21 protein-coding genes and 1 pseudogene are annotated in these 20397 nt (G+C 29.5%); 8 read left to right on the plus strand and 14 right to left on the minus strand.

The genetic code is table 11. From position 1 onward, the window contains the following. The first annotated feature begins 1 nt into the window (after position 1). Positions 2 to 367 (plus strand): glyoxalase, encoded by a 366-nt coding sequence (locus SJY27_RS01325; protein ID WP_397446447.1) that lies wholly within the window; start codon positions 2 to 4, stop codon positions 365 to 367. Positions 368 to 391: 24 nt separating this feature from the next. Here SJY27_RS01325 and lptB read toward each other — a convergent pair whose 3' ends face one another. The 4 genes and pseudogenes from lptB to SJY27_RS01345 form a co-directional block, all read right to left on the minus strand. Continuing rightward, a complete protein-coding gene (gene lptB / locus SJY27_RS01330; RefSeq protein WP_397446448.1) occupies positions 392 to 1132 on the minus strand; it encodes an LPS export ABC transporter ATP-binding protein in 741 nt (246 codons plus the stop codon). 130 nt (positions 1133 to 1262) lie between these two features. Then, on the minus strand, positions 1263 to 1619 hold the full coding sequence (locus tag SJY27_RS01335; protein WP_397446449.1) for a carboxymuconolactone decarboxylase family protein: 357 nt from the start codon (positions 1617 to 1619) through the stop codon (positions 1263 to 1265). Beyond that, positions 1603 to 2424 carry a twin-arginine translocase subunit TatC gene (gene tatC / locus SJY27_RS01340; RefSeq protein WP_397446450.1) on the minus strand — a complete coding sequence of 274 codons (822 nt, stop codon included), beginning with the start codon at positions 2422 to 2424 and terminating at the stop codon, positions 1603 to 1605. Before tatC ends, SJY27_RS01335 begins: the two co-directional genes overlap by 17 nt. Continuing rightward, a pseudogene (locus tag SJY27_RS01345) lies at positions 2424 to 3393 on the minus strand (SIS domain-containing protein). The gene tatC and the pseudogene SJY27_RS01345 overlap by 1 nt, the downstream one beginning before the upstream one ends. Positions 3394 to 3526: 133 nt before the next feature. Between SJY27_RS01345 and SJY27_RS01350 the strand changes: the two are divergent. Further along, positions 3527 to 5710: a RecQ family ATP-dependent DNA helicase gene (locus SJY27_RS01350; protein ID WP_397446451.1), complete on the plus strand. Its 2184-nt coding sequence runs from the start codon at positions 3527 to 3529 to the stop codon at positions 5708 to 5710. Here SJY27_RS01350 and SJY27_RS01355 read toward each other — a convergent pair. From SJY27_RS01355 to SJY27_RS01380, 6 genes are all read right to left on the minus strand, one after another. Continuing rightward, positions 5707 to 6348: a response regulator gene (locus SJY27_RS01355; RefSeq protein WP_397446452.1), complete on the minus strand. Its 642-nt coding sequence runs from the start codon at positions 6346 to 6348 to the stop codon at positions 5707 to 5709. The two genes, SJY27_RS01350 and SJY27_RS01355, sit on opposite strands and share 4 nt — an antisense overlap. Positions 6349 to 6405: 57 nt before the next feature. Then, entirely contained in the window at positions 6406 to 6732 is a 327-nt protein-coding gene (locus SJY27_RS01360) for a sensor histidine kinase (RefSeq protein WP_397446453.1), read from the minus strand. Next, on the minus strand, positions 6719 to 8098 hold the full coding sequence (locus tag SJY27_RS01365) for a histidine kinase (protein ID WP_397446454.1): 1380 nt from the start codon (positions 8096 to 8098) through the stop codon (positions 6719 to 6721). Before SJY27_RS01365 ends, SJY27_RS01360 begins: the two co-directional genes overlap by 14 nt. Continuing rightward, on the minus strand, positions 8099 to 8605 hold the full coding sequence (locus tag SJY27_RS01370) for a hypothetical protein (RefSeq protein WP_397446455.1): 507 nt from the start codon (positions 8603 to 8605) through the stop codon (positions 8099 to 8101). It lies immediately after the preceding gene. 99 nt (positions 8606 to 8704) lie between these two features. Continuing rightward, on the minus strand, positions 8705 to 9382 hold the full coding sequence (locus SJY27_RS01375) for a ZIP family metal transporter (protein ID WP_397446456.1): 678 nt from the start codon (positions 9380 to 9382) through the stop codon (positions 8705 to 8707). Further along, positions 9379 to 10104, minus strand: a complete 726-nt coding sequence (locus tag SJY27_RS01380; RefSeq protein ID WP_397446457.1) for a class I SAM-dependent DNA methyltransferase — start codon at positions 10102 to 10104, stop codon at positions 9379 to 9381. Before SJY27_RS01380 ends, SJY27_RS01375 begins: the two co-directional genes overlap by 4 nt. Positions 10105 to 10278: 174 nt before the next feature. On the opposite strand from SJY27_RS01380, the gene SJY27_RS01385 reads away from it, so the two are divergent. Together SJY27_RS01385 and SJY27_RS01390 are read left to right on the plus strand one after the other, a co-directional pair. After that, entirely contained in the window at positions 10279 to 11448 is a 1170-nt protein-coding gene (locus SJY27_RS01385; RefSeq protein ID WP_397446458.1) for a class I SAM-dependent RNA methyltransferase, read from the plus strand. A 50-nt stretch (positions 11449 to 11498) separates the two neighbouring features. Then, positions 11499 to 11921 carry a hypothetical protein gene (locus SJY27_RS01390; RefSeq protein WP_397446459.1) on the plus strand — a complete coding sequence of 141 codons (423 nt, stop codon included), beginning with the start codon at positions 11499 to 11501 and terminating at the stop codon, positions 11919 to 11921. 38 nt (positions 11922 to 11959) lie between these two features. Here SJY27_RS01390 and SJY27_RS01395 read toward each other — a convergent pair whose 3' ends face one another. The 4 genes from SJY27_RS01395 to gcvT form a co-directional block, all read right to left on the minus strand. Next, entirely contained in the window at positions 11960 to 12958 is a 999-nt protein-coding gene (locus SJY27_RS01395) for a metal-dependent hydrolase (RefSeq protein ID WP_397446460.1), read from the minus strand. A gap of 3 nt (positions 12959 to 12961) precedes the next feature. Then, positions 12962 to 14080 (minus strand): SDR family oxidoreductase, encoded by a 1119-nt coding sequence (locus SJY27_RS01400; protein WP_397446461.1) that lies wholly within the window; start codon positions 14078 to 14080, stop codon positions 12962 to 12964. Between the two features lie 80 nt (positions 14081 to 14160). Continuing rightward, a complete protein-coding gene (locus tag SJY27_RS01405; RefSeq protein ID WP_397446462.1) occupies positions 14161 to 14943 on the minus strand; it encodes a hypothetical protein in 783 nt (260 codons plus the stop codon). Positions 14944 to 15050: 107 nt separating this feature from the next. Beyond that, entirely contained in the window at positions 15051 to 16136 is a 1086-nt protein-coding gene (gene gcvT, locus SJY27_RS01410) for a glycine cleavage system aminomethyltransferase GcvT (protein ID WP_397446463.1), read from the minus strand. A gap of 133 nt (positions 16137 to 16269) precedes the next feature. On the opposite strand from gcvT, the gene SJY27_RS01415 reads away from it, so the two are divergent. From SJY27_RS01415 to SJY27_RS01430, 4 genes are all read left to right on the plus strand, one after another. Then, complete coding sequence (locus tag SJY27_RS01415) at positions 16270 to 17892, plus strand: aminopeptidase P N-terminal domain-containing protein (RefSeq protein ID WP_397446464.1); 1623 nt, start codon at positions 16270 to 16272, stop codon at positions 17890 to 17892. A gap of 1 nt (position 17893) precedes the next feature. After that, entirely contained in the window at positions 17894 to 18574 is a 681-nt protein-coding gene (locus tag SJY27_RS01420) for an NAD(P)H-binding protein (RefSeq protein ID WP_397446465.1), read from the plus strand. Then, positions 18571 to 18792: a VF530 family DNA-binding protein gene (locus SJY27_RS01425; protein ID WP_397446466.1), complete on the plus strand. Its 222-nt coding sequence runs from the start codon at positions 18571 to 18573 to the stop codon at positions 18790 to 18792. The genes SJY27_RS01420 and SJY27_RS01425 overlap by 4 nt, the downstream gene beginning before the upstream one ends. A gap of 407 nt (positions 18793 to 19199) precedes the next feature. Beyond that, positions 19200 to 20336, plus strand: coding sequence for an IS110 family transposase (locus tag SJY27_RS01430; protein ID WP_397445156.1), 1137 nt, complete (start codon positions 19200 to 19202; stop codon positions 20334 to 20336). Positions 20337 to 20397: the final 61 nt, after the last annotated feature.

Genomic DNA, 20397 nt, shown 5'->3' on the forward strand with positions numbered 1-20397 from the left:
TATGTCAAATTGTAAATCGATAAGAACCTTTATAGGAGCTAAAGATTTTGAAGAATCTAGACGATTCTATATTACTTTAGATTTTTTTGAGCTACAATTATCACCAAATATGTCTTTTTTTAAAGTTGATGATACCTTAGGGTTTTATTTACAAAACGCCTATGTAAAAGATTGGGTAGCTAATACTATGCTATTTTTAGAAGTTGAAAACGTTGAAGATTATTTAGCGGTATTGAAAAGTAAAAAATTAACTGAAAAGTATCCGAAAGTAAAGCTATCTGAGATTGTTGATAATGATTGGGGAAAAGAATTCTTTTTGCACGATCCTTCAGGAATTCTTTGGCACATTGGTTGTTTTTATAAATAATGGCTTTTTCTGATGATAAATAGGTTACTGAAAAATCTTCTTTTTTTTCAATTCAAAATCTTTTCCTAAATACACTTTACGCACCATTTCATCAGCAGCTAATTCTTCTGGAGTACCTTCTTTTAAAATACTACCATTGTACATTAAGTACGTTTTATCTGTTATGGCTAATGTAGCTTGCACATCATGATCGGTTATCAAAATACCGATATTTTTATTTTTCAATTGAGCAACAATACTTTGAATATCCTCTACAGCAATAGGGTCTACACCTGCAAAAGGCTCATCTAACAAAATAAAGTTAGGGTCAGAAGCCAAACAACGAGCAATTTCTGTTCTACGTCTTTCACCACCTGATAATAAATCGCCTCTGTTTTTACGAACATGTCCAATATTAAATTCTTCAATTAAAGACTCTAATTTTATTTTTTGTTCTTTTTTAGTTAAGTTGGTAAATTGTAAAACAGACATAATATTGTCTTCAACAGATAACTTTCTAAAAACAGATGCCTCTTGTGCCAAATACCCAATTCCTTTTTGGGCACGTTTGTACATGGCATCATTGGTAATTTCTTCATCATTTAAATAAATATGACCTTCATTTGGCTTTATCATTCCAACAATCATGTAGAAAGAGGTTGTTTTACCAGCTCCATTTGGCCCTAAAAGCCCAATAATTTCGCCTTGTTCAACTTGTAAAGAAATGCCTTTTACCACTTTTCTGCTTCCGTATATTTTTTGAATGTTATTTGCTTTTAAAATCATATTATTTAATAGGTGTAATCGTTTAATGGTAGAAACGTTAAAATGTTGATTTAGTGTAAAGGTAATAAAGTATATATATTATGAATCTTAAAGCATTCATAAACATTAAAACAATTAAACAATTAAAAAGTTACACTTCTTCTTCTTCTTCTTCTAAAAGTTCCCAATATTCCACAGCTTTTCTTAAATGCGGAATTACAATTGTACCCCCAATTAAATTAGCTATAGACATGGTTTCCATCATTTCTGCTTTGGTAACACCGTTTTTCATGGCAGCTTCTAAATGATACTGTACACAATCATCACACCTTAACACAGCAGAGGCTACTAAACCTAAAAGCTCTTTTGTTTTTACAGGAAGATGACCTGCTGCAAATGCATTGGTATCTAAATTAAAAATTCGTTTGATAACTTTATTATCTGAAGCTAAAATTTTTTCGTTCATTTTAGAACGATAATCATTAAATTCTTTAACTTTTGTAGGCATTCTTTTCTTGTTTTTTGATAACTCTTCGTGCAACAATAATTCCGATTTCGTATAAAATTAATATAGGTATTGCAACAATAACTTGGCTAGCAACATCTGGTGGTGTAATAATAGCCGCTAAAACTAATACCACAACCAATGCGTGTTTTCTGTATCGTTGTAAAAACTCAGGTGTAATTAATCCTATTTTTGCTAAGAAATAAATTAAAACTGGTAATTCAAATAAAATAGAAACACCTAATAACATGTTGGTAACCAGTCCAATGTGAGATTCTAGTGTAAAGCTATTTTCAATGGTTTCTGTAATTTGATAGTTGTATAAGAAATTTATAGAAACTGGTGCAATGACATAAAAACTAAATAAAACACCAATAAAAAATAAAAGCGAAGCTATAAAAATAAAGCCTCTCGATTTTTTTATTTCTTTTTCTGTTAAACCTGGTGACACAAATCGCCAAATTTCCCAAAGTAAATAGGGGAAAGCAACAATTAGGCCTAAAATTAAAGAAGACCAAATAGAGTTCATTAATTGCGAGGTAACCTTAATACTTTGTAATTTTTTTTCACCAATATTTATAGAGCAAAAATCACTTTCCATTCCAAATAAATTAAAAAAATCACAAAATAATTGGTAAGTTATAAAATCGGGACTGGTGTGTGCTAATAGAAAATGGGTATAAACCTCTTCTGCAAATATAAAAAAGGTAATTGCCAAAATAAAAATAGCAGCAGCACTCCTTACCAAATGCCATCTTAATTCTTCTAAATGCCCTAAAAAAGACATTTCTTTTTGTTGTGTAGCCATTAAAAAATTCCTTCTTTAATTAAATCGTGTAAATGTACAACTCCTGTATAATTATTTGCACTGTCAATTGCTAAAATTTGTGTAATACTCTTTTTCTTCTAAAGCATCTAATGCATCAATAGCCATTGCATCTTGATGAATTGTTTTGGGGTTTTTACTCATAATATCTTCAGCTACATAATCATCAATTTTAGTTGTTTTACTTAGCATTCTTCTAATATCACCATCAGTAATTATGCCTAAAATTTTATTGTTTTCTACAACAGCAGTAACACCTAAACGTTTCTCAGACATTTCTATAATTACTTGAGCTATAGTGTCTTTTCTAGTAACTTGAGGTAGTTCATTGTTTTTAATCAAGTCAGACACACGCAAATACAGGCGCTTACCTAAAGCACCTCCAGGATGATATTTTGCAAAATCTTTACTGGTAAATCCTTTTAATTGTAACAAACAAATTGCTAGAGCATCACCCATTACTAATTGAGCTGTTGTGCTTGTTGTTGGCGCTAAATTATTTGGACAAGCTTCTTTTTCTACAAAAGTATTTAATGCAAAATCTGCATTTTTGCCTAAAAAGGAATCTATATTTCCGGTAATTGCTATTATTTTGTTGCCGTAATTTTTAATTAAAGGAACCAAGACTTTAATTTCTGGTGTATTGCCACTCTTAGAAATACAGATAACTACATCGTCTTTTAACACGTTACCTAAATCTCCATGAATAGCATCAGCAGCATGCATAAAAATAGCAGGTGTACCTGTAGAATTAAAAGTAGCTACAATTTTTGTAGCAATATTTGCACTTTTACCTACACCAGTAATAATTACTCTACCTTTAAAATTATAAATATATTTTACAGCGTTTTCAAAGGTAGCATCCACATAATTAGCTAAGTTAGCAATAGCTTTGCTTTCGGCTAAAATGGTGTTTTTTGCATTTGTAATAATCGTTGTGGTATCTTTCAAGCGTTATGTTTTTATCAGAATAAAAAAAAGTTATATCTTTAGATATATAAAACAGGCAAATTTACTATAAAAAGTTTCATCAAACAATATAGTAATTGGTTTCTATTTCTATAAATTATAATTTAATATTTATATGGATTTACATAGTCCTCTTAAAAAATTTTTTGGATTTAACAAATTTAAAGGATTGCAAGAAGAAGTAATAAAAAGTATTGTAAGCAATAAAAATACTTTTGTAATAATGCCAACTGGAGGTGGAAAATCTCTTTGTTATCAATTGCCAGCATTAATGAAAGAGGGCACTGCTATTGTAGTTTCTCCTTTAATTGCATTGATGAAAAATCAGGTTGATGCAATTCGAGGTATTTCAGAACACAATGGTGTAGCACACGTACTAAATTCATCGCTCAATAAAACAGAGGTAGCCCAAGTAAAAGAAGACATTACTAACGGAATTACAAAACTACTATATGTTGCTCCAGAATCTTTAATTAAAGAAGAGTATGTTACTTTTTTAAGAACGCAAAAAATTTCTTTTGTGGCTATTGATGAAGCACATTGTATTTCTGAATGGGGGCACGATTTTAGACCAGAGTACCGAAATTTAAAACACATTATACGAGCTATAGATAATGTGCCTGTTATTTGTTTAACAGCCACAGCTACAGAAAAGGTACAAGAAGATATTTTAAAAACCTTGGGCATTACAGATGCAAACCGCTTTAAAGCCTCATTTAATAGAGCGAATTTATTTTATGAAGTAAGGCCTAAAACCAAAGAGGTTGAAAAGGATATCATTCGTTTTGTAAAACAAAGAGAAGGCAAATCTGGAATTATTTATTGTTTAAGTAGAAAAAAGGTAGAAGAAATTGCCCAAATTTTACAAGTAAATGGAATAAAAGCTGTGCCTTATCATGCAGGTTTAGATGCAAAAACTAGAGTAAAACATCAAGATATGTTTTTGATGGAAGATTGTGATGTTGTAGTGGCTACTATTGCATTTGGTATGGGAATTGACAAACCAGATGTTCGTTTTGTGATTCATCATGACATTCCAAAAAGTTTAGAAAGCTATTATCAAGAAACAGGTAGAGCAGGTAGAGATGATGGTGAAGGCTATTGTTTGGCTTTTTACGCGTATAAAGATATTGAAAAGTTAGAAAAATTTATGTCTAGCAAGCCAGTTGCAGAGCAAGAAATTGGCCATGCCTTATTGCAAGAAGTTGTAGGTTATGCAGAAACTTCTATGAACAGACGTAAATATTTACTGCACTATTTTGGTGAAGATTTTGATGAAGTGAATGGTGAAGGTGCAGATATGGACGATAATTCTAGAAATCCGAAGAAAAAGCACGAAGCCAAAGAAGATGTTGTAAAGCTTTTACAAGTTGTAAAAGATACGCTTCAAAAGTACAAGGCAAAAGAAATCGTAAATACTTTAGTGAGTAAAGAAAACGCATTGTTAACGTCTCACAAAACACACTTGCAACCCTTTTTTGGTATTGGTAAAGACAAAGCAGGATCTTATTGGATGGCATTAATTCGTCAAGTTTTGGTGGTTAATTATATCAAAAAAGAAATAGAGCAGTATGGTGTTATAAAATTAACAGATAAAGGACTGCAATATTTACAAAAACCGAGTTCTTTTATGATGACTGAAGATCATTCTTATTACGAGAATGATGACAATTCTATTATAACCAATTCAAAATCTTCTGGTGGTGTTGCTGATGAGAAGTTAATTAAACTTTTAAAAGATTTACGAAAAAGAGTTGCAGTAAAATTAGGAGTACCACCATTTGCAGTTTTTCAAGACCCATCTTTAGATGATATGGCTTTAAAATATCCTATCTCAATTGATGAACTTGCTAAAGTTCATGGTGTAGGAGAGGGTAAGGCTAGAAAATTTGGTAAAGATTTTGTAAAGTTAATTGCGTCTTATGTTGATGAAAATGATGTGTTAAGACCAGATGATTTGATTGTAAAAAGTACTGGTGTTAATTCTGGTTTAAAATTATTTATTATTCAGAATACGGATAAAAAATTACCATTAGAAGACATCTCTAAATCTAAAGGATTAGAAATGAGTGATTTGATTCGAGAAATGGAAAGAATTATTTTTTCTGGAACCAAAATTAATATCGATTATGCATTAGACGATTTGTTGGATGAAGATCAACAAGAAGAAATTCATGATTATTTTATGGAAGCAGAAACTGATGGTATTGAGGAAGCTTTAGAAGAATTTGATGGTGATTATGATGAAGAAGAACTACGTTTAATGCGTATTAAGTTTATAAATGAGGTAGGAAATTAAAACTGATATTTCATATCAATAGCATATTTTACCAGTTCATTTCCTGATGAAAATTCGAGTTTTCGAATCATATTTTTACGGTGGGTATCTACAGTGGTTTTTGCTATAAAAAGTGTTTCAGAAATTTCTTTAGATGTTTTTCCGTTAGCAATTAAGCTTAAAATTTCTTTTTCTCTTTTAGACAAAATTATTTTATCTGATTTGCCAATTGTAACATTATCATCAATATAATCGTTCATAAAATTAAAAGCCACATTTGGGTCAAAAAAAGTTTGGCCACTAGCCACAGTAACAATAGCTTTAGATAACATTTTAATACCAGAATTTTTTAAAATATAACCAGTTGCACCAGCATCTAACATTTGTTTAATTGCTTCTGGTTGATCAAACATGGTCATTACCAGTACCTGAACATTAGGTAGTTTTTTTTTAATTTGCCTTGTGGCTTGAATACCATCCATAATGGGCATTCTAATATCTGTGATTACTAATTTTGGCTTTTTAAGGCATACTAATTTTACCAAATCATCTCCATTATTTACAGTACCAATAATATTGATATCATTATTATACTCAAAAAAAGATTTTACACCATCAATTAACATTTGATGATCTTCTGCCATTACAATAGTTATCATAGTTTTTTTATTAAAATTCAATTTTTAGTTTTTTGTAAACTAATTATAAGCAAAGAATTAAGTTATGGGAATATCTATTAATATAGAACTTCCTTTTCCTAAGGTTGCATCTACTGTAAAAGAACCTTTAAGATGCTCTACTCTAGTTTTAATTGAGCTAATACCCATTCCACTATTCAAGTTTACTTTTTTGATGTCAAAACCCTTACCATCATCTTCTACAATAATATTTAAATTTTTATCATATAAAGAAATATTTATTGTGGCGTTTTTAGCCTCTGCGTGTTTTAGAATATTGGTAATTAGCTCTTGAATAATTCTAAAAACTGCGAGTTCTAGATTGTTTTCTAAACGCTGGTCTAAGCCATAATCAATAACTTCCATTTTTAATTTTATCAGCAGATGATATTTTCTCGGCCATTAATTGAACCCCCAATAGTAAACCTTTTTTTGCGATAACACCTGCATTTTTGGCATGTGCTATACTACGTACTTTTAAATACGCCTCATCAATTAAACGTTCTGTTTTATTAAATAATTCTTCTTGATTGATTTTCTTTTTTTCTCTATTGATTTTTAAATTCTCAAAGTGTAATTTTAAAGTAGCTAAAACAGAGCCTAAATTATCGTGCAAATCTTCGGCAATTTGTTTACGTTCTTTTTCTTGACCATCAACCATTGCATTTATAGTTGTAATTTCTTGTTCTTTTAAAAGTGTAAGATTTTTTTGAGTTTCTATTTCTTTTTGTTGTTCTACAAGTTTACGTTTACGTTGCGAATTTTTAAAGGATAAAATATAAATAATACTAGCTGCTATAATTGTTAAAATAGCAGCAATTAAAAGAGTTGTTTTTTGTTTATTTTCTGCTTCTTGCTCTAATATTAATTTATCTTTTTCGGCAGTTTGATACTTTTTATTTAAATCGGAAATTGCAATATTTTGTGCAGTATTGTTTAAGCTATCTCTAGTTATATTATATTTTTCATAATATTCGTAAGCTTTTTTGTAATCTCCAATTTCTTTATAACAGTTTGCTAGTTTACCGTAAATAATCTTATTATATTTTAATTGATATCTATCTAATTTTATAGCTTCAGCCTTTTTTAATTGTTTTAGAGCTTGAATATGTTTATTTTGTTTTTTTAAAAAGAATGAATAATTGATAAAAGTTCCAACCAACTGAGCATCATCCATGAGTTCTTTTAAATTTAAAACTTTATCAAAATAATAAGCAGCTGTATCTGGATATTTCTTAATATGTAAGTACGCTAAATTAGAATAAGTACTAACTCTATATTTTGAAAGTTTTTTATTGGTTGTAAGTTGTAATGCTTTTAAATAATACGATTTTGTCGTTTTTATAGAATCGGTATCCCAATAATATCCTGCATACCTATTAATAGCCTTGAGTAAAAGAAAAGAATCCTTTTTTTTTAAAGCATATGCATAAAAATCATCTAAATATGGTTTAGAATTACTTTCTAAATTATTCTGAGATGTAATTAATTCAAAGATTTCTAGGTTACATTTTGCTATACTATCTTCTAGGTTTATTTTTTTATATAAATCTAACGACATTATATAGTTTTTGTAGGCTTTAAAATGCTTATTGTCGTAGTCAAATTGTTTTGCTTTTTTATAATAGAAATAGGCAGAGTCTAATTTAGAATTTTGAGAATAACAAAAACTACAAATCAAAAAGAAGATGATTTGTAGTTTTTTATATTTAATAACAATAATTTTTAGCATTTATGGACCTTCAACTATTACCCCACCTTCTACCTCTTTTGGTTCGGCTTTTTCTTTATCATTTTTAAATGAATAATTATTTTCAAATGGAGTTTGGTTATTTTTTTGTTCTATAATTTCAATTATATCTTCTGGGGTTAAATTCCTTTCATCATTAATCACAAAAACATCTAATTCTTGATTTTCTTTTATTGGAGAAAGTTGAACTGGTTCAGTAATATCGGACACATTAAATAAACCACATAATAAATTTTCCTTATCTGGATGACCTTGAGCATTGTCTTCTGTGCCATCAGATATATGGATAGCTATTGTTGGTTTAGTTTTTGTTATATTAAAAATATTTTTAACATTAAATTTTTTATTTGGTACTCGAAATTTAATTACTATTGATTGTGTTTCAAAATGGTAAAAACTTTGTGTATCAAGTATCTCTAAATTTTTCAGAGACCCAACACTATCTCTTGTTTTTATTTTTCTATTTTTAAATTTTTTTTTAAAGCTCATAATTATTACATATATAGATTATCCCAAATATCAATAAATATTTGTACCAATTTTATACCTATAAGTAGGTATTTTTATATCAATAAATATAAGTAAAAATTAAAGAGTAAGTAAGGTTAAAATTACCCCTAAAAGAATGGCTGTAAATTTTTGAAGGTTAAATTTATGGTTTTCAGTACTTTCAAAAAGAATAATGGTAGAAATATGTAAAAATACACCAATAATTAAAGCCGTAATTTCGGTATTATAGGTAGTAAAAAAAGGAATTTTATTTCCCAACAAAACTCCTAAAGGACTCATTAATCCAAAGAAAAAAAGAAAACTGAAAACTATTTTTTTTGAGTATTTTGTTTGTATCAAAAAGGAAGTCAATACAATTGCAATCGGAATTTTATGTACCACAATTGCCCATAACAAGTTGTTACCTGAATGATGAATAGGTAATCCTTCTGAAAAAGCGTGTACACACAAACTCACAAATAATAAGGTTGGAAATTGTTTTCCATCAGAATGGATGTGAATATGTCCATGTTCTGCACCTTTAGAAAAAGATTCTAAGACAGATTGTAAAATAATACCAATTAATATAAGAATACCTGTTGTTTTGGCATTGGTGTTTTCGGCATAAACCTCTGGTAATAAATGAAGAATAGTTACCGATAAAAGATAAGCACCACTAAATGCTAATAGTAAGCGGATAAATTTTTTACTGGGCTTTATAAATAATACTAAAAGCGCTCCTAAAATTACTGCAATAATTAATAGTAAATAATTCACTTGGCTACTATAATTAATCTGTTAGAGGTTTGCGCATCGAAATTGTTAAGATGATAATCTCCAAAAACATTAGTTATGGTAAAACCAATTTTTGTAAAATAATTTTTCATCTTGTTTATATCTAAATATTTTACCCTTTCTGTGTAAGAATGTTGTTCATCATCAGCAAAAAACGATATATTTTTATAGATAAAACCATCTTTAATTTCTCTGTTAATGTGAAATGTAATGCCATCAACTATTTTTGTTTCCTTTGGTACTAACGTGTTTTTAACAAAATCGGCATTTAAAAAATCAAATACAAAATATCCATTTTTCTTTAAACCGTTTTTTATATTTTCTAAAATTAAAAGATCTTCTTTGTCTTTTTCAAAATACCCAAAACTGGTAAACAAGTTAAAAATAGCATTATATTGATTGTTAAATGGTTTGCGCATATCATGCACTTTAAAACTTAACCCTTCATTCTCAAATTTTTTTGCAATTTCTATACTGTTTTCAGCTAAATCACCACCTGTAACTTTATAGCCTAACGAATTTAAAAATACAGAATGACGACCTTTTCCACAGGGTAAATCTAAAATATGAGTAGATTTTGGCAAAGCAAGAAACTCTGTAATATTTTTCATAAATAACTGAGCATCTTCATCATTTCTATCTTTATATAAAATGTGATAATAGGGTGTGTTAAACCATTCTGTAAACCAATCTTTATTTTTCATCTAAATATGTTTCTCAAGTATTTTCTTAAGAAATCCTTTTAACTTGTCGTTTCTATACAATTAGGTACCTAATAAGTCTGTAAAAGTAATTAAATCTTACTTTAGAAAAAATGAAATTCTCTATTTCTGAAATATCATTTTAGAAAATGTATTTTTGCAAAGAATTTTACAAGTATGAATAGAGATTTTAAAATGACAGCAACTACACTTTTTGGTTTAGAAAGTGTTTTAGCTAATGAATTGAAACAATTAGGTGCGCAAGATATCAAAGAAGGGGTTAGAAGCGTTTCTTTTAGAGGCGATAAAGGGTTTATGTACAAAGCCAATATTGCTTTAAGAACTGCTGTACGTATTTTAAAGCCTATTAAAATTTGTAAAATTTATGATGAAGAAGATTTGTATGAGGCCATTCAAAAAATAAAATGGGAAAATTATTTAGATGCAGAAGGTACTTTTGCAATTGGTGCTGTTGTAAATTCTAAAAACTTTACCTCTAATTCGCATTATATTTCTTTAAAATCTAAAGATGCAGTGGCTGATTATTTTCGTCATAAATATCATAAAAGACCTAATGTAGATTTAAAATATCCTGATGTTAAAATACATGTGCATATTCAAAAAGAATGGTTAACGGTTTCTTTAGATTCTTCTGGAGATTCACTTCATAAACGTGGTTACAGAACAGCCACAAACATTGCACCCATTAACGAAGTTTTAGCTGCAGGTATGATTTTATTGTCTGGTTACACAGGTGATGAAAACTTTATAGACCCTATGTGTGGTTCTGGTACAATTTTGATTGAAGCTGCCATGATTGCCAATAATATTCCTGCAAACATCAACAGAAAGTTGTTTGCGTTTGAGCAATGGAAAGATTATGATGAAGAATTGTACTTTATTATTCAAGATGCTTTATTAAAGAAAATTAGATCTTCACATTTTAAAATTATGGGCTTTGATAAAGCACCCTCTGCTGTACAAAAAGCAAAAGCGAACGTAATTTCTGCTAATTTAGAAGAGTTTATTGGGGTGCATCATGTTAATTTTTTCAATTCAACCAAAGAGGTTTTTGGAAATACTACTATTTTATTCAATCCACCTTATGGAGAACGTTTAAATATTGATGTTAACGAATTCTACAAAAAAATAGGTGATACTTTAAAACATAATTACCCTGGTTCTACTGCTTGGTTAATTACTTCGGATGCAGATGCTTTAAAATATGTAGGTTTAAGAACTTCAAAAAGAATTGCCTTAAAAAATGCAGATTTAGATTGTAAGTTTGTAAAATATGAATTGTATGAAGGTACTCGAAAAATAAAAAAAAGAGTTGATGAAGCTTAATTGCTTTTTATTATAGCTTGGTAAACTTTACACATAAATTGATTTAGAAAATGAAAAAAAGAAACTTAATTTTAATACTGATTTTTACATTTTTTTACTTTGCTAATTATGCACAAACCTCAGTATCATTTTACCAAAATGATACGAATTCTAAAATTGGTATAGGTTATGAGTTTCATGAAAGGTTATGGGCAGATTTAAGAGTTTATTCAGGAACAAATATTGAAAACTTTACGCCTGAACTTGTTTTGAATTATAATTTAGTGAAAAAAGAAAGATACGAAACTTACATTGGTGCAGGTTTATCTTTAAATAATATCAGCGGAATTATTATACCTGTTGGTGTTGCAATTAAACCTTTAGATAAAATCAAAAACTTGACTTTAAATATTGAATTGAATCCAACTTATGAAATGGATTTAGACGATTTATTAATACGTGGATTTATAGGAGTTAGATACGTTTTGAAATAAAACTATAATTTTAAATGTTATGGTTACATAAAAGAATTTTAATTCCCTTGAATTCTAGCCCAAAGCTCAGTTAATAATTTTTTTGCATCTCGTTTTTCTTTTTTTACCTCTTTAAAATGGGGTTCACCAGTAGCATCTGTTTCAATTTTATATTTAAAAACAAAGTTTTGTGCGTTAGGCAGAATACTTAAAGTCCCGAATCGTAAATCATTAAAATAGAGTTGATTTTCTTTTATATTAATGGTGTACCATCCTTTAGAAATAGCAATCATTCGTTTTGTTTTGGGGTGATTTGATAAATCTTTTAACAGGTGATGATTTTTTGGATACGATGAAAATTGAATCGGGTTTTTATCAAAAAAAGAATAATTACCAATTAAAAAAGCGTCTTTGGTTTCTACATTGGCAGTCCATAAAATGGTGTTTAAAGGGCTTGGTTTTGTTTCAATTTCTGAGTACACAATATTTTGTTCAGCCAATGCTTTGGTAAACGTTTTATAAGCGATTCCTTTTAAAATTAAGGTAATTACTAAGTAGCTACTACTTATAATTAATCCGCAGTTGTTATATAATCGTCTTTTGTTAGTTGTTCTTTTTTGCAACATGGCTAAAATTAAAAAGACCAAAAAAGGCAATGTGTATAAAGGATCAATTACAAACACATTTTTAAAAGCCAACCGAATATCAAAAGGCCAGAATAACTGTGTGCCCCAAGTGGTTTGGGCATCTAAAATAGGATGCGTAACAAATGTTAAAAAGAAAAATAATATCCAATCTTTTTTGTTTTTATAAGTTTCGTATTTAGAAACGATAAATGCAAAAATAGGGGCAAAGAGTACTGAAAAAAGGATAGAATGTGTAAAACCTCTATGCATTTCTAATCCTGTTACAGTGTCTGTAACATAACCAGCTAGCACATCTAAATCTGGTATTGTACCAGCAATTGCACCATAAATCATGGCTTTATTGCCAATTTTTTTACCTAAAACAGCTTCACCAACAGCAGCTCCTAAAACAATTTGTGTTAACGAATCCAAAATTTACAAATAGCTTTTTCTAAATTTCTTTTCTACAGAAAAATCAATTAAATTCATAAAGTTTTCATGTACACCTAAGGTAATGTCTAACTGCAATTGATCTATTAATTTTATAATTTGTTCAGATTTGAATTGTAAATCTGGTATAGATACATATTTTTCAAAAAGACCACCAATGCTTTTGTAATACAATTGCTCAAAAGCGTTTAAGTTTTCTGGTTTTTGATCTACATATTCATAGCTATTGATATCAAAAGATTCTAAAACGTCACCCACATAATTTTTATGTAAAATTTGTTTTGGATTTACAATATTCAATTCTTTAATTTTCGGATTTAAAAAAGCATAAAGAATTGCTTTTGATACAAAATCAACGGGCACAATGTTTAGACCACTTTTTTTATCCACCCAAATTCTAAAATTTTCTTTGGCTTTTTTAGCGTATTTGTCTAAAAATATCGCCCAAGAATAAAAAACATCAAACTTTGGTGTTTCGTAAAAAGGCGCATCAATTAAACGACCACAAATAATACTTGGTCTTAAAATTTGTGCTTCTATATTTTTAGCCTTACAGCTTTGTTTTACAAATCGTTCGCTTTCATATTTCGATTTTTCATACGGATTTCTAAAATCGGTAACCTCATAATTCTCTATACTATCGTTCACTTTGTTATCTTGAATTCCGAAAGAATACGCTGTACTGATGTATAAAAAACGAGTAACTTTTTTAGGGATTTCATTTAACAGTTGTTCAGTAACCAAGTAGTTTTGAGTGTGTACTTTTTCTTTAGAATCATTAGTGTTTAATAAATTTGTAGAACCAGCACAATGAATTACAGTATCAAAAGGATATTTATCAAGAGTTTTTTTTGAAATTTTAGCCAAATCTTGAGGTATTACCGTAATTTTTTCTAAGCACTCTTTTAATGTGAAATTATTTAAAAAATCAGGTCTTGATGCATCTTGCAAAATAGAAATTAAACGCTGATCTGCAGATTTTTCACTATCTCTAATGATTACAAAAAGGTGATTTACTGTTTTGTCGATAATTGCTTTATGTAGCCACTCAAAAATAATATGGCTGCCAACAATCCCTGTACCACCTGTTAATAAACAATTCATATAAATTTCTTTAAAAAAGTTTAGTTAACAAAAATACTTCTTTTAAAATAAAAAAAACTCACAATGTGAGGCTTTAGGTTTTATTTTTTGATGTAATCTTTAGGTATCGAAAAATTAGCTCTAAAGTCTTTTACAAATTGAATGTTTGTAATGTTTCCTGTTCCAATTTTATTGGTTAATCCATCATTTAAATTCCATTCATAAAACTCCCATTGGGAGGCAAAAGGAATACCATTGATGTTTTTATAATTTATATATTTTATGGCATGCGGGTCAGCCTCTGCTTCTGCCTTTGTTTTTCCAGACGTTACAATGTAGGCTACATGTTGTAAAACGTTATTATTGTTTGAATAAGTAATATACCAATCATCAGGAGCATCACCTGTATTTGCTTTAAAACTAAGTTTGGCAGTGTTTAATGGGTTTTTAGTTTCTTTTGTGTTAAAGTTAAAATCCCATTCTGTTCCATTATCATTTAATTTATAAGGAAAAAGAAAAAAGTAGCTCCAAGTATAGGCATGAAAACGAACACCAGGATTTTCTTTTAAATTAGGCGATACAAAAATATTTTGTTGATTAACATATATTTCATTTCCATCTTTGTAAGTAATTTTGGCCAAATCTGAAGCTGTAGTAATGGTAATATTTGCGTTAAAAATTTCTTTTCCTCCAAAGGTTATGGCTGCATCAAAACGAATAGCTTCATTTTTTAAAAAGGCTTTTTTTTGATGCGCATTTTCTATTTTTTCGGAAAGGTTTTTTTCAATAGGTTTTACTGTACTTGCTTTGTTGGTTTTTGGTTTTTGTTGACAACCTGTAGCTATGAATAGAAATGTAAATGCTGCAATAATTAATTTTTTCATTATTTTTATTTTAAATAAATAAGAGTTCGATTATCATAATAATCGAACTCTTTATATATTCCTTACAGATTTTTTAATTGTTTTTTGGTATATCCTTTTAAAGAGTATTACCCTTTATAAAAAGGGAGTTTTACAACAGTTGCAGGGATTGCTTTTTTACGCACCTGAATATAAATTTCAGAACCAGTTTTCATAAATGCTGTTGGCACATAACCTAAGCCAATTCCTTTACCCAAACTAGGGCTCATGGTACCAGAAGTTACATTACCAATTTCGTTTCCATCACCATCTACAATAGGGTAACCTTGTCTCGGAATTCCTCTTTCGTTCAATTCAAAAGCTACCAATTTTCTTTCAGGTTTGTCTGCTTTTTGCTGTGCTAAGGCTTCATGATTTACAAATTCTTTAGTAAATTTTGTAATCCAACCTAAACCAGCTTCAATTGGCGATGTTGTATCATCAATATCATTACCATATAAGCAATACCCCATTTCTAAGCGTAAAGTATCTCTTGCAGCTAAACCAATTGGTTTGATGCCAAAATTGGCACCAGCTTCAAAAACTTTGTTCCAAATTTGTTCAACTTCACTGTTTTTACAGTAAATTTCAAATCCACCAGAACCTGTATATCCAGTAGCAGAAATAATAACGTGTTCAATACCTGCAAAGTCGCCCACTTTAAATTTATAAAAAGGAATGTCAGCCAAATCTAAAGAAGATAAAGATTGCATGGCTTCTACCGCTTTTGGCCCTTGAATGGCTAGTAAGGAATAATCATCGGATAAATCTTTTAAATCTGCCCTAAACTCTTCATTATGTTTTGTAATCCAGTTCCAATCTTTTTCTATGTTAGATGCATTTACGACTAATAAATAGGTGTTTTCTTTAATTCTATAACAAATTAAATCATCTACAATACCCATATTTTCATTTGGAAAACAGCTATATTGCGCATCACCAATTTCTAATTTAGAGGCATCATTTGAAGTTACTTTCTGAATTAAAGCTAAAGCATTATCACCAGAAACTAAAAATTCACCCATGTGGCTTACATCAAAAACGCCTACACCATTTCTAACAGTTATGTGTTCTGCAGTAACACCTTCATAAGAAACAGGCATGTTATAACCAGCAAAAGGCACCATTTTTGCCCCTAAATTAACGTGAATTTTATGTAATGCTATATTTTTCATTTGTAGATTTCTTTTATTTTGGGCTAAATTATTGAAAAATTCACAATTAATCAGCACTAATATTTTGTTAATATTTTGAATCAAAAAAAATATTAATGTTACATTTGAACAGACAACCAATAAATCTATTACCATGAGAATTTTAAAGTTTTTTACAATTTTATTTTTAAGTATGTCTTTACATACTTTTTCACAAATGCCAACAGATTATTTACCAGCTGAATTTCATAAAGAAAGACGTGATATTTTACGTGCTAAAATGCCAGCAAATTCTGTAACATTAGTATTTGCAAACCCGCTTAGAAATAGAGCTAATGATGTTGATTATGTTTTTCATCAAGACCCTAATTTTTATTATTTAACGGGGTACAGAGAACCAAATGGAGTGTTAGTTTTGTTTTCTGAAGATCAAACTGATGCAGAGGGTAATACCTATAACGAAATTTTATATGTACAAAAAAGAGATCCTAGAGCAGAACAATGGAATGGTAAACGTTTAGGTGTTGAAGGCGCAAAAACTGAATTAGGGTTTAAAGTTGCCAAAAATGCAAGTGAATTTTTAACAGATGAATTAAAATTTAAAGAGTTTGATAACGTATTTATCGAAAAATTTAATGATGATTATAGAGATTTAAGTGGTGCTGATATTTTTGATTTGGTAAAAAGTTTTAAAGTAAAAGCGGGTTATGATCCTTCGTTGTTTTTATCAAGGATGAAAGAGTATGTGTATAATAATGTTGCAGAAACTCCTATTGAAAGTAGCGCTAACGTAATTAGTATTATAGACAGATTGGCAAGTCGCTCTCCTGAAATTAAAGACGATGAGTTATTGAACAAATACAAATCTGCTGAAACTGACGAATTAAAAAAGGAAATTCAACAAAAAATTTCTTTGGCTTTACAGCCAAAAACAAATATAGATTTAACCTTTTTATCATCAAACTTGGCAACAATGAGAGAGGTAAAAACTGAGGCAGAATTAAAATTGTTAACCAAAGCTATTCGTATTTCTGCAGTGGGTCAAAATGAGGTAATGAAAGCTATGAAACCTCATATGTCTGAAACTGAATTGCAAGGAATTCACGAATTTGTATATAAAAAATATGGTGCTGAATACGAAGGATATCCATCAATAGTAGGTGCAGGAAATAATGGTTGTATTTTACATTATATAGAAAACAATAAAACTAAAGTAGGTAATGATTTGGTTTTGATGGATTTAGGCGCAGAATATAGAGGGTATACTGCAGATGTTACAAGAACGATTCCTGCAAATGGAAAATTCACCAAAGAACAAAAAGCAATTTATGACTTAGTTTATGAAGCACAAGAAGCAGGTATTGCTTTGTACACCATTGGTACAAGTATGCAAGCACCAAATCAAGCTGCAAGAAAAATTATTAATGAAGGTTTGTTTAAACTAGGTATCATAAAATCTGTAGGAGAAAGACACAATTATTTTCCTCATGGTACTTCACATCACATTGGTTTAGATGTTCATGATCCAGGAAATTATGGAAATTTCGAAAAGAATATGGTAGTTACTATGGAGCCTGGTATTTATATTCCAGAAGGTAGTCCTTGTGATAAAAAATGGTGGGGAATTGCAGTACGAATAGAAGATGACATTTTAGTAACTGATGGAGCGCCTGTAAATCTGTCAGGAGAATCACCAAGAAAATCTGATGAAATCGAAAAAATGATGGCTAAAAAATCGGTTTTAGATGAATTTGTACTCCCAGATTTAGATAAATAAAATGGGTAAAACTGCCATAATTTTAGGAGCAACTGGTTTAACAGGAGGAATACTTTTGAGGAAACTTATTGACGATGAAAATTATTCAACAATAAAATTATTTTCTAGAAGAACAGTTGGCATAAAATCAAGCAAAATTAAAGAGTATCTTATTGATGTTTTGGCATTAAAACAATCAGCAAAAGACTTTACAGCAGATGAAGTCTTTTGTTGTATTGGCACAACTACAGCCAAAACTAAAGATAAAAAATTATACAAAGCCATAGATTATGGTATACCTGTAACCGCTTCTAAACTAGCTAAACAGCATAATATTGCTACATTTATAGTCATGTCTTCCATGGGCGCAGATGCTAAGAGTGCGGTTTTTTATAACAGAACAAAAGGCGAAATGGAACGCGACGTTTTAAAACAAAGCATACCCAACACCTATATTTTAAGACCTTCTTTAATTGGTGGCAATCGCAATGAAAATAGAGTAGGAGAACGCATTGGAAAAGCAATAATGCGTATTATAAATCCGATTATGATCGGTAATTTAAAAAAGTATAAAATGATTTATCCTGAGAAAATTGCAAATTGTATGCATTTTTTAGCAAATACAAATACAAATACGAATACGAATACAACCATTTTGACCTCAGATGAAATTCAGGAAATTTCAAATTCAATAACATCATGAGCAAAGAACAACCCAATAACCCTTTACACGGAATTAAATTAGCCACAATGTTAGAAGAATTGTATTTAGAATACGGTTGGGAGGAATTAGGCTACTCTTTAAATATCAATGCTTTTAAAAATAATCCTACCTATAAATCATCGCTTAAATTTTTAAGAACCACACCTTGGGCAAGAGAAAAAGTAGAAAAGTTTTATTTAAAAAATATGATTGATTAGTTTTTTTTTAAAGCTATTTCCAGCTTTTCGTTATATCTTTTTATGTATGCTGAATTTATTTCAGCATCATTTTAAGTCATAAGAAATTGATTTTTTAAAAGGGTTTATAAATCTCGTTCAGCATAAAAAGGATGCCACTCCAATCTGGGCTCATATCTTTGTTATATTCAAAGATATCTAAATTTTCTATCTTTAGAATTAGAAATTGATAAACAAGACCAAGTAGCAAAATTGTATCTGGGCGAAATACATCTGTTGATGATATTGTGGACTTTAGGCTAATCTACTTGGTTTTAATTACATTTAAGTTTCAATAGTACTTAAGCACTAGTTTTACAAATTAGATGCTGCATAAAAAATGAGCGAAGACCCTTGTAATTTTTTTGTTTATCCTAAAATATTAAAAGATGAATTTAAAGTATTCAGTAGGTTTAGATGTTTCGAGTAAAAAGATTGATGCTTGCATAAGCGTTATCGATCAAAGACAAAGAGTAATTGTAAAATCTAGCAAAAAGATTTTAAACACAAAAAAGGGATTTGAGGATTTAATAGTTTGGATTTTAAAACATCAAAAAGATTCGATTCCAGTAGTAATATGTATGGAAGCTACAGGTATTTATCACGAAAACTGTGCTTATTTTTTGCACGAAAAAGGATTTACAGTTTCTATTATTTTGCCAAATAAGGCAAAAAAATATTTAGACTGTTTGGGTTTAAAATCTAAAAACGATTCTATTGATGCCAAAGGATTATCACAAATGGGGGCTGAACAATGTTTACAAGCTTGGGAACCTATGGGTGTTTTTTTCTATGAATTGCGTTTGTTAACAAGACAGCGTCAAAATCTCACGGAATTAAAAACAATTATTAAAAATCAATTAGATGCTTTAAGTCACGCAATGCATCAGCTAGCTTCTGTCACAGCACAATTAAAAGAAAATATTAGTTTGTTTGAATCACAAATTAAAGAATTAGATAAAGCGATTTTAGGACATATAGCGTCTAATAAAGAAGTTTTAGAAAAAGTTGAAAATATTTGCACTATCAAAGGTTTAGGTATTTTAACAACTTCGGTAATTCTTGCAGAAACGAATGGATTTACACTCTTCAATAATTACAAACAAGTAGTCTCTTATGCAGGTTTTGATGTGGTTGAAGCACAATCTGGAACTAGAGTTGGAAAGACAAAAATATCGAAAAGAGGAAATTCCAGAATCCGACGAGCCTTGTATATGCCTTCTTTAGTTGTTATTCAATGTGAAGTACAACAATTTAAAGATTTATATGATAGAACTTATAAAAAGCACGGAATTAAGATGAAAAGCTATGTTGCTGTTCAGAAAAAGCTATTAACAATGATTTATTATTTATGGAACAAAAACGAAGCTTATGATCCAAACTATAAGGTGAAATTCCAAGAAGAGGAGCAGGAGCTTTACTCTCTGTTTGCCTTTGAAAAAGGCATAAAAAGTAGCCCCAATAAAATTGAGGCTACACAAGGTAAACTTCCAGTGAATGATCACAGTGTGTTTCCTCTCTGTTAAAACAAAAATAATGAAAAATTAATAGAATAAAATTAGGAATTAAAGATAGTACCTAGACTTG

It is taken from the genome of Polaribacter sp. R77954 (assembly GCF_044595335.1).
In the GTDB taxonomy this organism is placed as follows: domain Bacteria; phylum Bacteroidota; class Bacteroidia; order Flavobacteriales; family Flavobacteriaceae; genus Polaribacter.